Here is a 13,953-nt window from a genome sequence, read left to right as displayed (position 1 = left end):
GAATGGCTCTCTTTGAAACACTCTAAAGTCAAATTTAACGTCTGCGAACCAATAAGTCGCAAAGCAGTTGTTTAGATTAGGTGCGGAGTGCCAAGTTCTAACGGGCGATCGCCATTCGTCATTCACTTGCCTTCCCCTGCATGGTAAGAACTGCGAACCAAGGGAGCCGATCGCACATGGGAAAAGCCCATTTCACGAGCGATCTCACCCAGATGAGTAAATTCATCCGGTGTCCAATATTTTTGAACCGGCAAATGTTCTAGGGATGGGCGCATATATTGCCCCAAAGTCAGGCGATCGCAGCCAATCGCACATAAATCTTGCAGGGTTGCCAAAATTTCATCCTCTGTTTCGCCATGTCCAAGCATTAAACCCGATTTAGTAGGAATTGCAGGATTCACCGCTTTAACAAGTTCTAACACTCGCAGCGATCGCTGATATTTGGCACCGCGTCGCACCTTTCCCTGAAGTCGTTCTACCGTTTCAATATTGTGGTTATAACAGGCAGGCTGTGCCTTAACTACCGTTTCCACTCGTTGCCGCTGAAGATCTTCCGATGAAAAGTCTTTTTCCTTGCCGCCCCAAAAATCTGGAGTCAACACTTCAATTTGGATAGCAGGATGATCTTGGCGGATCGCAACCATCGTCTGCACAAACCAACTTGCACCCTGATCAGGCAAATCATCCCGCGCTACGGATGTCAGTACCACATACTGGAGTCCAAGCAGGCTTACTGCTTCCGCCACCTTAGTCGGCTCCGCTGGATCAAGCGGCATAGGAACATGACCCTTATCGACCTGGCAAAAAGCGCATGATCGGGTACAGGTTGGTCCCATTAACAAAAATGTAGCGGTGCCTTGGGCATAACATTCCGCTCGATTCGGACACCGACCCTCTTCACAAATGGTATGAATCTGTCGCTGTTTGATGATCCGCTGCACCGTGGAGAGTTCGCTAGCTTTTCCTACAGGACGACGTAACCAGTCTGGCAGGTTCACCAGTTGAGCGCGAACTGACAAGTCAGCGCTTGCGCGATCGCCCTGATTAGAAAAAATTTCGGATGAGTTCGTTTGAACAGACATAAAGACGGGAATACTAGCCATAACTAGCGAATAAACAATCCATAAAAACCGAGATGATAACGATTGTAGGGTGTTCTATTCAAAAGCAGATGAGAGAAAATTTGATAGGATTTCGTCAGATTATTCTGGTTAACTATGCGACTGTTATTCATCGCCGTTTATAATCCTTCCAATCGGAATCAAATTGATCCAATTCTGTAAAGGCTAAACTAATTTCGTTCAGCTATGGCGTAATTGTGCAGCATGAGTACAATACTGAGAGTTAGACTGATGTGATCGCTCTTTTAATAACCAGCTAATAACCAGCCTGTTTAATTGAGTTATTTCAAATACGCTCTCATAGGACATTAGAAATTTTTCTGCTTTTTTTACCATTCCGTAGACCACCAAGGAGTTAAGCTGTGGCTCACAAGATCCTGGTTATCGACGACAGCAACGTTATCCGCACAATGGTTCGCGACATGCTACCCAAAGGCAACTTTGAAGTACTCGAAGCCAAGGACGGCGTTCAAGGGCTAAATTTGATTCAACAAGAGCGCCCCAACCTGATTATGTTGGATTTTCTGCTGCCCAAAATGAGCGGCTGGGAAGTGTTCCAAAATATTCAAACCCAACCGGCACTGCAAGCCATTCCATTGGTGCTGATGTCGGGTCGCAAAGAAGAAGTGACTGAAAAGCTTCAAGAACCCTTTGAATATTTTGAGTTTGTCCAAAAACCCTTTGATCAGCCTCAGCTAATTACGGCGATTAAAACCGCAATGGCAAAAGCCAAGCGTCGCCCACCCGCAGGAGTAGCACCCGTTGCACCCGTTGCACCCGCAGCGCCCAGTGCTGTTCCAGTTGCCTCAGGCTCTAGTGCCGATATTCAGGCTTTGAATGCAAAAATCGCCAGTATGCAGGCAGAAATCGACGGCATGAAGAAGCAGATGGGTCAAATTCTCAACTTCATCAAACAAAGGATGAAGTAGCCCAATTTGTTCATGGCAAGTATCTTTTATGCAATCGAAGGAATTGGTAGGGGCATCTCTTGTGGGTGCCCTTCACCCCAATGGGCAGGCGCAAGACCCGCCCCTATAGGTTCATCCAATTCATTTAATCGAGTTCTCGTCGCCCTTCAAGCGCCCTTGCTAGGGTAACCTCATCGGCGTATTCCAAATCGCCGCCCATGGGTAAGCCAAAGGCAATACGGGTAACTTTAGTGAACGGTTTCAGCAGTTGCCCAACATACAGGGTCGTGGTTTCCCCTTCAACGCTGGGACTAATGGCGATAATCACTTCGTCGATTTTTTGCTGACTAACTCGTCGCACTAAGGGTTGAATGTGAAGCTGATCGGGTCCGATGCCATCCATGGGCGATATCGTTCCACCCAATACGTGATATTTGCCGCGATATTCGCGGGTTTTTTCTAGCGCAATCACATCCTTAGAATCCGACACGACGCAAAGCACGTTGCTATCTCGATTTGGCGATCGACAAATTTCACAGATCGGATCAGCAGATAGGTGAAAGCAGACCGAACACAAACCAACCTGTGTTTTGGCTTCCATGAGGGCGATCGCCAATGCTTTCACTTCTTCTTCAGGGCGCTTGAGAATATAAAGCGCTAACCGTTGGGCACTTTTAGGACCAATGCCCGGTAAATGTTGAAGTTGCTCAATCAACCGAGCTAGGGGACGAGTATAAATCTGAAACCTTCCTCTAAAAGCCTGGGATATTCTATTTTAACGAGGGATTTGCGATCGCGGCGTTGATTTCGCTCAAGTGCTGATGGGCTTGGTCAATACAGGTTTTACCGCGCAAAAATCCGATATTGGCTCCAGGGCAAAGATAATGCAAGGTTTCTGGCGTGAATTCTGCTACAAGTTTCTGAATGTTTTGAACTTGCCTCCGCCAGTGAAATGTTTTGGCAGTCTTGATTGGCATGATAGAGCCTTGAGGCGTAGACAATAGATGCCTGCCAGTAAACAAGATACCGCCAAAGCCGCCATAGTATAAACAGGATGAGCCAGGAGAGTGTCCTGCTGTCCAAATGACGCGACTTTGAGAGGTTAGCTCAAAGCGCTGATGAAAAGATATGACGCTTAATCCTGGTAATAAATAGGCTTCTTGCTCTTGAATGAGAATGTTACAGCCAAAAGTTTGCTGAATTTCTTTGGCTTTACCGATCGCGCCCCGATGGGTCAAAATTAGCCATTGCACACCGCCCTGCTGCTGCAAAAAGTGTTGGTTTGTGTCATTCCACGCAGGACAATCTATTAAAATGTTGACCTCTTCTACAATGAAATAAGCAGTGCCGCCCAGGGTGTCTCGATTGGGGGAAAAGGAAAAAACAGGAGATGCATTGACAAGAGTTGTGTCATCGAAAATCGGTTTAGGTAATTTATCCGGTTGCTGGCGTTGAGCCGTTTCTGGAATGGGGGGTTCTGGGATGGGTTGGGAAGTTAAAGACACGGTTTCAGTTTGACAAAGGGCGATTTTGAAAAAGTCAGTTGGGTTAACTAGATGAGATGGGTTGAGTATCGGTTCATTCGGAGTAAATTGTTATAGTTCAATGTCTGTGCGGGTTGAAGAAATCTTTTACCTTTGGGCGATCGAACTCTAAACTAATTGAATTCTGCGATTTTAAGATTGCGATCGCACAGGTCAGTCTTTTCCTTTTTCACCTTGCCTAGAAGTGTGTGCTTCTCAGCCCGATATATTTTAGACTCATGAATCCTCTATTTTTGCTCTTTCTGCTAGGGCTAACGACTTACTTTATCGTGCGAGGGGTTTCTAGCGTCTCTCGAACTCCAACCTGGTTGTTGTGGTTAGTTGCCATGATGCCCGCCTCCATTTGGATTGGCTGGACACTAGCAAATGACAAAAAAACGCCGCCCTTCTATCTAATATTTATTCCTTTAGTCGTCTGTTTAACACTCTATTTCTTTTTGATTCAATGGGGACGCATTCCAACGTCAGAAACCAGTTCTCCAGCAAACCGTAAGTTGGATGCGCCCCTGTCCGAAGAGAGCGATTTACTCAAAGAATCAGTTGCGCTTCGTCCTATTGATCAATCGGAGGAACGCCATTTACAAGCCTGTTTTCCCTGGTCGATTTATTACCTACAAAATTTAGAGTATCGCCCTCAAGCAGTCATTTGCCGGGGTCACCTCAAAAGCCAGCCAGAAGTGGCATATCAAACAGTTCGGGGCAATGTGGAAGAGAAATTTGGCGATCGCTTTTTAGTAGTTTTTCAGGAAGGAAACAACGGCAAGCCATTTTTTGCGTTGGTCACTAACCCTCATGCCAAAAGCGCTCAAAGTGAGCAAAGTACGATCAACCGCCCCGTCATAGCCTTAAGTTTGTTCGCAGCAACTTTTTTCACGGCTTGTCTCGCTTGGTCACAAATTAGTGGCAATTCGGGTGCATTCAGTAGTTCTGGACAAGGATTTCTGACCGCGATCGCCCAAGGGGTTCCTTACGCAATAGCCCTTTTAACCATTTTGGGAGTCCATGAACTCGCCCATTATCTTGCTGCTCGTCGCCATCAAATTCGCACGACGCTACCCTACTTCATTCCCATACTACCGTTGCCCTGGTTTCCGTTTGGCACTTTTGGCGCGTTTATTCAAATTCGCTCCCCCATTCCAAACCGCAGAGCGTTGTTTGATGTCGGCATTTCAGGTCCTTTAGTCGGATTTGCGATCGCCCTGCCTTTGCTGCTTTGGGGATTGGCACACTCTACTTTAGTTGCCCTGCCCTCAACACCTGAACTATTTAACTTTCAGGCGTTTGATCCGAGATTCTCCCTGTTGCTCACCCTTTTGAGCAAGATAATTTTAGGTAGCACTTTAACCGCTACCACTGCCCTAAAAATGCATCCTGTTGCCGTTGCCAGCAGTTTAGGCTTAATTGTGACCGCCCTTAACCTGATGCCCGTTGGTCAACTCGACGGAGGGCGCATTGTCCATGCCATGTTGGGGCAACGAATGGGCGCAATAGTCGGTCAGATTGCCCGTTTATTTTTACTGGTTTTGTCCTACTGGCAGCGGTATCTACTGCTCTGGGCGATTATCTTATTCCTCATGCCTGCCATTGATGAACCTGCGTTAAATGATGTGACCGAGTTAGATAATCGCCGGGATTTCTGGGGCATTGTCTCTCTAGCGTTGCTATTGTTGATTATTTTGCCTGCCCCCAAGTTTTTGACCACACTCTTCAATATGTAATGGTGCTAAATGGAATGGTGCTAAGCCGATGACCCAAAATGTAACGCAATGGCTAGACGAAATTAAGGCGCTCAAGCAGCAGTTGGTGGAAATGCGCCAAGAGCGAGAAGATGCATATGCCAGCGCGATCAATTGGCAGCAGCGCTATGAAACAGAAGCCCAACAGCGGCGAGTAGAAGCAAAGCTGACCCAGCAAGCTATTGGAGCGCTCCAGCAGGAAATTCAGCAGATTAAAGGACGAATGCAGCCCGATGAAAGCGGCACTGGCAGAACTCCCGAAATTCAAGCAGCGGTAAGCGAATTGAAAACAGAAGCCGATTTACGATCGCACCTCACTCAAGCCCTTGTAGAATGCGATCGCCTGACTCAAGCGCTACAAACCGAACAAGCGAATCACATTCAAACTCGTAAAAGTTTAACCACCGCTCTAGGAGACGCGATCGGAACGCTAGCCAAAGGAAAAGACGAATAACACTAAAACCAGCGATCTCGTCGGGTGAGTTGAGCCTTGCAAAACGCACCATCACCCTACAATTCAAAACTCAAAACTCAAAATTCAAAACGGTATAAGTTTTAACCCGTCATTGTTAGCACACACAACAATAGTGTTTCAGTCCATTCCACCACCGCGCCATAACTATCTCCCGTATGACCGCCCAACTTGTGATCAAACCAAACCCCTGTCAAAACAGCGATCGCGCTTCCACCCATTGTCATTCCAACGAATCCAGCCCAAGGCAGAAGATTTAACCCACCCAAAATTCCGCAGAACCCTAACAGCATCAACAAACTCGGCAAAGCTTGCCAAACCGATTGAATTGCCACTTTGTGGAAAGCACCTTTTCCTTCAAGCCTCAGATACGGATATCGAGCGATCGCCACCAGTTGTCCCCAGCGTCCCCAGCCTGCTGCCGTCATCAAGTAAATCCAGCGATCGCTTTCCAGGCTAGCTAAAGCGGTTGTTTTTAATAGCCCGATTGCCACAGCAACCATCGCCCCAAAAGCACCGGTTCGGCTATCTGTCATTACTTCTAATCGGCGAGTGGGATCGAGAACGGCTAACCCATCCGCCGTATCCATTGCCCCGTCTAAATGAAGTCCGCCCGTAATGCCAATCCAAACAACGACAATCAGCGCACTGCGAACCAAAATTGGCATTCCCAACCCTTGCAACCCAGCATCGGACAATCCCAACAAGCCGCCAATGAGTAAGCCAATCAAAGGTGCCCATGCTGCAATCCCATGAAATTTCAAACGCCAATGAGTCGGCAACGGAATACAGGTATAAAACGCGATCGCGCCTAAAAAAGTTGACACCTGCGATCGCCCATACCCATCTTGAGACAGTATTGATGAATCACGATCTGTCATAAAACCCTAATGTTTAGCTTAAGTAAATCCAGCCTCTCAATATTCGATTTTGGATTTATCTACATCTAGTGGCAACGTTGAGCGCCCCCCCATAGATATGCAAAATGCTTTTATTTAATCACTTTTCTAGGTGAAATTAATCAATTCATTCGCTGTGACCTAAAAAAGTTGGGATAAAATTAAGGCATATCTTATCTGGTCTGTGGCTTTAATCTCCGCTGAATCCTTCCTCTTTACATCTATCGCCCACTGTTCGTCAAGTCCTAGGATAGTTAATTTTTACTCAATAAACGATTCAAATTAAAAATTTATTCAGTAGTTCTCTTTCATAGTGTTCCTTGACTAACCGTTGTTAATCCTTTGGTTTCTACATACCAAAGGATTTTTGGGTTCTGTTTACATAGACATAGATGCCAGTGTCAACATGCTCGGCTTATTCAGTTCAGAGGCTTTCTCTCCATGAGTTATGAACAATCTTCCAGTAGTCAGCGTCCCCTTGCTCCTTGCATTGTTGATAGTGGCACCATTGTTAACATTCAAGATATGCAGAGATTGCTTTCAGACTTAGGACGTGTTCAATACATGCATTTTCAAGATGGAACGACGACGAGCCAGGGAGAAGGCTACATTCTTGAAGTTTTTGCCGATCCCTATCGCTCCACCTTGGTCGCCAACCATGCACTTTATCTAAATGTTCAAAGCTTTGATTATCTTGAAATTGGGTTATCCTCTGACCAAACGCCCTATTTCAACTTAGTTCAAGATAGTCGTCAACTCAAAATTGTTCCTTTATCCAATCCACTATTGGAGCAACATACCTGCAACTTAAATGCAGCAGCTTTGGAAGCTGTGGTTGCTGACGTGTTATCGGCTGGCTGGGATATGCAAATTGACGATGAGGAGCATTTCTCTCTCTAGGATTCATCGAGATGCTGCCCTAAAAGTGGCACAATAAAAAATCTGTGGCGATCGCTCAATACCTTTGAAGATTCATTTTTATTGAAGACTTACTTTTCTTTTCAGTCTCAGGCAACCTGTCATCATACTCAGGCTAGAGCAGGCGTTTTTTTGACTCCCCACGGACTCGTAGAAACGCCTCGATTCATGCCTGTTGGCACTCTGGCAAATGTTAAAACCGTTACGCCCGACCAGTTGCAAGCTACTGGGGCGCAGATGGTGCTGGCAAATACTTATCATCTTCACCTACAGCCCGGTGAAGAGATTGTGGCACGAGCCGGCGGTTTACATCGCTTCATGGCATGGAAGGGTCCCATGCTGACGGATTCAGGCGGATTTCAGGTGTTTAGCCTCAGTGAAATGCGAACGATCGCGGAAGAGGGCGTGCATTTTCGATCGCCGCGTGATGGACAAATGATTTTTTTGTCGCCAGAACGGTCGATTGAAATTCAAAATTCGTTGGGTGCCGATGTGATTATGGCTTTTGATGAGTGTCCGCCGTATCCGGCAACTCGCGAAAGTGTGCAGGAAGCAACAGAGCGTACCTTTCGTTGGCTGAAGCGGTGTATGGTTGCCCATCAGCGATCAGATCAAGCGCTTTTTGGCATTGTTCAGGGTGGCATCTATCCCGATTTACGCGAGTTTGCTGCGAAACAACTGGCAGATTTAGATTTGCCAGGTTTTGCGATCGGCGGTGTGAGCGTGGGAGAGCCGCCAGCGCTGATTGAGCAGATTGTTCAAGCCACTGCGCCCTTGCTGCCTGTGAACAAACCTCGGTATTTGATGGGGGTGGGAACCCATCGCGAAATGGTGCGGGCGATCGCGGCAGGCGTTGATTTATTTGATTGTGTGATTCCAACCCGACTCGCGCGTCATGGCAATGCGATCGTCCGGGGAGAACGGTGGAACCTGAAAAACACTCGGTTTCGAGAAGATTTTACGCCTCTAGACGATACTTGTCCTTGCTATACGTGCCAAAATTTCACCCGTGCCTATGTCAGTCATTTGCTCAGATCCCAAGAGATGCTGGCATACACGCTTCTGTCAATTCACAATATTACTGAACTGATTCAGTTCACTCAGCGTATCCGGCAGTCCATTATTCAAGGACGCTTTGTTGAAGAATTTGGACACTGGCTAACAGACCCCAACAAGCCCTAGGTTTATAGCTGCTGCTTGAGTTCTAGTGTGGGCTGAATCGCATTCGTCGGTGGCATTAAAGGCAGTTTAACAATAAAAGTGGAGCCTTGATCCTCTCCCTTGCTGCTCACACTCACGGTGCCGCCGTGAAGTTCTACTAAATGGCGAACGATCGCCAATCCTAGCCCTAATCCGCTGTAGATACGTGTACTAGAACTATCCGCTTGCCGAAAACGATCGAACACAAAGGGGGCAAACTCTGGATCAATGCCTTTCCCGGTATCAATCATGATTAGGTTGATGTAACCAGACGATCGCTCTAGAGTAATGGTAATCTGCCCGTTTTCTGGCGTAAATTTAACTGCGTTGGATAACAGATTCCAGGCTATTTGCTGCAACCGATCCGGATCGCCAGAGATTGAGCCAACCCCAGGTTCAGATAAAAACTGAATCTGAATATTTTTCGCGGCGGCTGAGGGTTGTACTGTGTCGATCGCTGCCTGAACTGCGCTGGTTAAATCCATTGGTTGAATATTCAATCGCAGTTTTCCCCGAATAATTTGGGAGACATCTAACAGATCTTCCACCAGTTGGGCTTGAGTTGTGGCACTTCGTTCAATGGTTTCCATTGCCCGTGCTGTAGTCGCTTCATTAAACTTGCGAGTATTGAGCAGGCGAGTCCACCCCAGAATGGCATTCAGCGGCGATCGCAACTCATGGGAAAGCGTCGCCAGAAACTCATCTTTCATCCGGTTCGCGTCTTGGGCTTCTCGATACAGTTGAGCATTCTCAACTGCCAACGCTGCCCGCATGGTCAAATCTTGAACTAAGTCCAAATCTAACTGACTGTAACATCGACCTGATTCGGCGGTAGCAAAACCGATGATGCCAAATACTTGCTGATATACCATCAACGGCACAACAATGCAAGAATGCAACCCTAACTTTTGTAAACAGTGGCGATGCTCTACATTGGCAACATGACTTTCTAATATCGAATCTGAAAGATTAGTCAGCAAAAAGGGTTGTTTCGCTTGAATAATTTGCTCAATGTCATCAGCGCGATCGCTCACCGGATACTGCCGCGCTAAATTCCAGCCCAACTCAACCTTGGCAGGATCGGTATGAAGGACGGCTAAAGGATGGATTGATCCCTGATCATGCACTCGATGAATCACACACCAATCTGCTAAATAGGGAACCGCTAAATCTGCCAGAGTCTTTAAAATAGTTTCAAAGTTGAGCGAGTGGGCTAGCTGTTTGCTGGCTTCTGCTAAAAATCGTAGGGATTCTTCTGCCTTACGAATTCGCAATAATGCCCTTACTGTAGCAATGAGTTCAATCGGTTCAACGGGCTGCGCTAAATAGGCATCAGCACCACTATCTAACCCTTGAGCCTTATCTTGTCCTTGGGTAAAATGAGCCGACAAATGCAAAATAGGAATTGCCGCCGTGTCAGGATTTGCTTTAATCTCACGACAGACCTCAAAGCCACTCATACCTGGTAGCTGAACGTCTAAGATGATCAGATCAGGTAGGCAGTTAGCGAGAGTTTGCAGTCCTTCTTCCCCAGTTTTTGCAGCTTTCATTGCAAAGCCAGCTTTTTGCAAAATACGCGCAACCACATACCGACTGAGTTCATCATCATCGATGTGTAAAACAGTCAGTAGCGATTTCGCTCTACTCTCAAGCATTTTAACCCCACCAAACTGCTCGGCTAAATGACTAAATTTGACAGTCACCTTCCAAAGTAGTAAGTTTTCGAGTGATCGCACTCTATCTACCGACGGGGATTAGGCGATCGCAGACTTTAATCCCTCACTTATTAATGCTGTCCACTAGAAAGGCGTGGCACTGGAGGACGAACATTTGGTTTGCTGCTGCCTGTACCATGACGTTTTGCGCCTTTTTGGGCAGAAGGTTGAGCCGCACGAGATTTTGTCTGTCCGCTCCTGCCCTGCTGCTGCCGATTTTGACGACCATTTTGAATCGGTTCAGGTTTTGCGTGAAGGTCTGGCTCAAAGCCAGTCACGATCTCTCTAGGGAGTTGTTGCTTAATTAACCGTTCGATCGCCCCTAGGAGTTGATGTTCATCAACACATACGAGAGATGAAGCTTCCCCATCGGCTCCAGCACGACCCGTCCGACCGATGCGGTGAATGTAGTCTTCTGGCGAATTGGGTAACTCATAATTCACCACATGGGGTAAATCGGTGATGTCGATGCCACGAGCCGCAATATCGGTGGCAACCAGCACTTGTAAACTGGCATCCTTAAACTTTGCTAGGGCGCGAGTTCGGGCTGCTTGGCTTTTGTTGCCATGAATTGCCATGGCGGGAATGCGATCTTCGGTTAACTGCTTCACCAAGCGATCCGCCCCGTGCTTGGTGCGGGTAAATACCAACACCTGAAACCAGTTATGCTGGCGAATCAGATGAGTGAGCAACTGACGCTTCCGTTCGCGATCGACGAGATATACTTTCTGCGCCACGGTATCCGCAGTCACATTCCGCCGTTCCATTTCAATCAGAGTTGGCTGATTGAGCAGGCTAGAAGCAAATGCCTTAATTTCAGGAGAAAACGTGGCAGAAAACAATAGATTTTGTCGCTGTTTAGGTAAAAGAGCGAGAATGCGTCGAATATCTCGAATAAAGCCCATATCCAACATGCGATCGGCTTCGTCTAACACTAAGATTTCGACTCGCGATAAATCAACGGTGCCCTGCTGCACATGGTCGAGCAATCGCCCTGGTGTGGCAACTAAAATGTCCACCCGGCTTCTCAATTGCCGCACTTGTGGAGTCATGCCAACTCCACCAAAAATAGTCATTGAGTTTAGCTTCAAGTATTTGCCGTATGCCTGTACGCTTTCTTCGACTTGGGCAGCGAGTTCACGAGTTGGGGTCAAAATCAGCGATCGAATGGGTGAACGACCAATCGGGGCATTTTTGTTGATACCGCTTGCCGCCGACTTGTTTGCCGACAACAAGTGCAAAATAGGTAAGGTAAAGCCAGCAGTTTTACCAGTACCCGTTTGGGCACCCGCTAGCAAATCACCACCTGCCAACACCGCAGGAATTGCCTGCATTTGAATCGGTGTGGGGGTTGTGTAACCGCGCTCAGTAGTAGCGCGAACAATTTCATCAGATAAACCAAGAGTGGAAAAAGACATAAAACTCCGCGAGTAAAACCGCCTACCGCCGTGGGCAGCGTCAGTCTTAGGCGGATAAAGGTGTAAAAAATCTGGACTGGCAGCGGTGCAAAGACTGGAAGCGATCGCTGCTCTATGCATTTTAGCAGGATTCCAGTGTATTCAGGGGAGACAAGAGGCGATCGTAAGGGTTTAGGATGCTAAATTCCAGCCCAAGCGAGTAGGTTGCTGATACACACGCTTCAAAGTGTTGATGTCTCTCGCAGAAATCTTGGCAGGATTGCGAACTTGAGAAAAATAGAGGGCATCGGTTTGTTGAGCGCTATGCCCCCAAATGCCAAGCGCATGACCAATTTCATGGCGAGCAGCAGCTTGCAAATACTCTGCGGCTTGGTCAGGGCGAATAGAGACGGCAACTCGATGGGACAAAATCGAGGGTGGGTCAAATGCCGCAACAGTTGTTTTTTTGACGTATAGTTCAAAGCGAGTTTCAGCAGACCGGGCACGGAGAATAGGAAGTTTGCGGTTCTCGCCATCCTGATTGCTGCGATTGAACCTCAGCGGTAGTGCTGAGCGCCTAATCTGAATATCCGCATCTTTAGCCTGTTCAACTATTTTAAGGGGCAGATAAAAGTTCCATTCTTGCACTGCTTTTTCTATGGCAGTTACCCAGGTTTTTGCCCGGTTTGCCATAAAAGGAACCGCTTGTTCCACGAGAGTAGGCGGCTCTACATAAACCGCCACCGGAAACGTTGACCAAATCAGGTAATTAACAGCTACCGTCTGAACCTGATCAAAATAGTCACCCGATTGTTGGGGATCATGCCATTGAGAAAGACTCGGCGGTAAGGGATGAACTTGAGCCGTAGGAAGCTGACGAAGCGCAGTCGGTGGTGGGACAGAAGATACTAATTGAGTGGTTGTAAGAAAAACTAGTGAAATAACAAAAGCGATCGCCATATTATTGAGGAGCGATCGCTGAAACCACATAGTTTTTTTTCGCTTAAAACCCATATTAGCCAGCAAGCAGTAACCCAAAAATTATCTGACCGGAAGCAAATTTGCACTCAAAACCACTGTTAACCCCATAAAAACTACTGTTAACGCCCAAGTCACTCGATTTAATGTCAATTCGGCTGTCTTCGTGCTGTTAAAAAGCTGAGCCTGTCCACTCAAACCCCCTAAACCATCTCCCTTTGGGCTATGCAGCAAGACCACAATTACTAACCCTAGAGCAGCAACGATCCAACCCGCTTTTAAGACAATATATAAGGACATGATAAACTCGCGCCAATAGTGCTGCTCACTCAGTCTAAAAGCAAATGCCTTAGAAAATCTAGTATTGTTATAAATCTGAAGAAATCAGACAGATAAAAATCAAGGATCAATAGGTGTTACGGGGAGATAGAGAAAGAAGGAACCAGATAGAATGCTTTCAACAGGGAAATTCACCATCGACCACCATGCTGAACTTGAACTTAACGTATCTGATGGACGATGCCAAATGTTACGAAACTGTGCGCCAAATGCGCTGGAAGATGGGTGTTTGCTGCCCCAAGTGTAACAGCCAAAGCGTGATCAAACGCGGCAAGGATGAGACCCAACCGGAGCGTCAACGGTATCAATGTAAGAGTTGCAGTATTCATTTTGATGACCTGACGGATACGATATTTGCCGGACACTATCAGCCGTTACGGATGTGGCTGTTGTGTTTATATTTGATGGGATTGAACTTGTCGAATCAACAGATTGCTGATGAGCTAGACATTGATAAAGATGTGGTACAAGATATGACCACCCAATTGCGGCAAGGAATTGCTTTGAGCCAACCAGCAGTGAATTTATCGGGGGAGGTGGAATGTGATGAGGTTTATGTCACCGTTGGTCATAAGGGCAACCCTGAAGCAGTTAGAAAAAGGGGCGCAAAGGACGGCGCAATCGGCTCAAAGGGGGTCGGGGTCGAGGTTCGCTTGAAAAGGAAAAACCGCCGATTTTCGGCATGATTCAACGCGGTGGACAAGTCGTGATTCGGATGCTTGAGAA

At 47.0% G+C, this 13,953-nt stretch carries 14 protein-coding genes; 6 read left to right on the top strand and 8 right to left on the bottom strand.

The window, feature by feature from the left end; all coding sequences use genetic code 11:
- Positions 1 to 122: 122 nt before the first annotated feature.
- Positions 123 to 1,103: a lipoyl synthase gene (gene lipA, locus AB3R30_RS03710; protein ID WP_458647796.1), complete on the bottom strand. Its 981-nt coding sequence runs from the start codon at positions 1,101 to 1,103 to the stop codon at positions 123 to 125.
- 380 nt (positions 1,104 to 1,483) lie between these two features.
- Between lipA and AB3R30_RS03705 the strand changes: the two genes are divergently transcribed.
- Positions 1,484 to 2,050 (top strand): response regulator, encoded by a 567-nt coding sequence (locus AB3R30_RS03705; RefSeq protein ID WP_458647795.1) that lies wholly within the window; start codon positions 1,484 to 1,486, stop codon positions 2,048 to 2,050.
- 124 nt (positions 2,051 to 2,174) lie between these two features.
- Here the strand turns inward: AB3R30_RS03705 and recR are convergent, their stop codons facing one another.
- Both recR and AB3R30_RS03695 read right to left on the bottom strand, forming a co-directional pair.
- Positions 2,175 to 2,768 (bottom strand): recombination mediator RecR, encoded by a 594-nt coding sequence (gene recR / locus AB3R30_RS03700; protein ID WP_458647954.1) that lies wholly within the window; start codon positions 2,766 to 2,768, stop codon positions 2,175 to 2,177.
- A gap of 31 nt (positions 2,769 to 2,799) precedes the next feature.
- A complete protein-coding gene (locus AB3R30_RS03695; RefSeq protein WP_458647794.1) occupies positions 2,800 to 3,534 on the bottom strand; it encodes an MBL fold metallo-hydrolase in 735 nt (244 codons plus the stop codon).
- 257 nt (positions 3,535 to 3,791) lie between these two features.
- On the opposite strand from AB3R30_RS03695, the gene AB3R30_RS03690 reads away from it, so the two are divergent.
- Both AB3R30_RS03690 and AB3R30_RS03685 read left to right on the top strand, forming a co-directional pair.
- Positions 3,792 to 5,291, top strand: a complete 1,500-nt coding sequence (locus AB3R30_RS03690) for a site-2 protease family protein (protein WP_458647793.1) — start codon at positions 3,792 to 3,794, stop codon at positions 5,289 to 5,291.
- A gap of 28 nt (positions 5,292 to 5,319) precedes the next feature.
- The gene (locus AB3R30_RS03685) at positions 5,320 to 5,763 is read left to right on the top strand and encodes a hypothetical protein (protein ID WP_458647792.1); all 444 of its coding nucleotides are present in this window, start codon (positions 5,320 to 5,322) and stop codon (positions 5,761 to 5,763) included.
- A gap of 101 nt (positions 5,764 to 5,864) precedes the next feature.
- Here AB3R30_RS03685 and cobS read toward each other — a convergent pair whose 3' ends face one another.
- Complete coding sequence (gene cobS, locus AB3R30_RS03680; protein WP_458647791.1) at positions 5,865 to 6,662, bottom strand: adenosylcobinamide-GDP ribazoletransferase; 798 nt, start codon at positions 6,660 to 6,662, stop codon at positions 5,865 to 5,867.
- A gap of 459 nt (positions 6,663 to 7,121) precedes the next feature.
- On the opposite strand from cobS, the gene AB3R30_RS03675 reads away from it, so the two are divergent.
- Together AB3R30_RS03675 and tgt are read left to right on the top strand one after the other, a co-directional pair.
- Positions 7,122 to 7,580: a hypothetical protein gene (locus tag AB3R30_RS03675; RefSeq protein ID WP_458647790.1), complete on the top strand. Its 459-nt coding sequence runs from the start codon at positions 7,122 to 7,124 to the stop codon at positions 7,578 to 7,580.
- A gap of 81 nt (positions 7,581 to 7,661) precedes the next feature.
- Positions 7,662 to 8,780 carry a tRNA guanosine(34) transglycosylase Tgt gene (gene tgt / locus AB3R30_RS03670; RefSeq protein ID WP_458647789.1) on the top strand — a complete coding sequence of 373 codons (1,119 nt, stop codon included), beginning with the start codon at positions 7,662 to 7,664 and terminating at the stop codon, positions 8,778 to 8,780.
- A 2-nt stretch (positions 8,781 to 8,782) separates the two neighbouring features.
- Here the strand turns inward: tgt and AB3R30_RS03665 are convergent, their stop codons facing one another.
- The 4 genes from AB3R30_RS03665 to secG form a co-directional block, all read right to left on the bottom strand.
- Positions 8,783 to 10,453 carry an ATP-binding protein gene (locus AB3R30_RS03665; protein WP_458647788.1) on the bottom strand — a complete coding sequence of 557 codons (1,671 nt, stop codon included), beginning with the start codon at positions 10,451 to 10,453 and terminating at the stop codon, positions 8,783 to 8,785.
- Positions 10,454 to 10,584: 131 nt separating this feature from the next.
- Positions 10,585 to 12,051 (bottom strand): DEAD/DEAH box helicase, encoded by a 1,467-nt coding sequence (locus tag AB3R30_RS03660; protein WP_458647787.1) that lies wholly within the window; start codon positions 12,049 to 12,051, stop codon positions 10,585 to 10,587.
- 51 nt (positions 12,052 to 12,102) lie between these two features.
- Positions 12,103 to 12,900, bottom strand: a complete 798-nt coding sequence (locus AB3R30_RS03655) for a matrixin family metalloprotease (RefSeq protein ID WP_458647786.1) — start codon at positions 12,898 to 12,900, stop codon at positions 12,103 to 12,105.
- A gap of 51 nt (positions 12,901 to 12,951) precedes the next feature.
- Positions 12,952 to 13,188 (bottom strand): preprotein translocase subunit SecG, encoded by a 237-nt coding sequence (gene secG / locus AB3R30_RS03650; RefSeq protein WP_458647785.1) that lies wholly within the window; start codon positions 13,186 to 13,188, stop codon positions 12,952 to 12,954.
- A 185-nt stretch (positions 13,189 to 13,373) separates the two neighbouring features.
- Between secG and AB3R30_RS03645 the strand changes: the two genes are divergently transcribed.
- On the top strand, positions 13,374 to 13,913 hold the full coding sequence (locus tag AB3R30_RS03645) for a transposase (protein ID WP_458647784.1): 540 nt from the start codon (positions 13,374 to 13,376) through the stop codon (positions 13,911 to 13,913).
- Positions 13,914 to 13,953: the final 40 nt, after the last annotated feature.

This window comes from Sivoneniella epilithica UHCC 1019 (assembly GCF_040830845.1).
GTDB lineage: Bacteria > Cyanobacteriota > Cyanobacteriia > Leptolyngbyales > Leptolyngbyaceae > ULC077BIN1.
The sequence above is the reverse complement of the archived record's forward strand: the minus strand, read 5'-3'. Positions and strand labels throughout refer to the sequence as shown.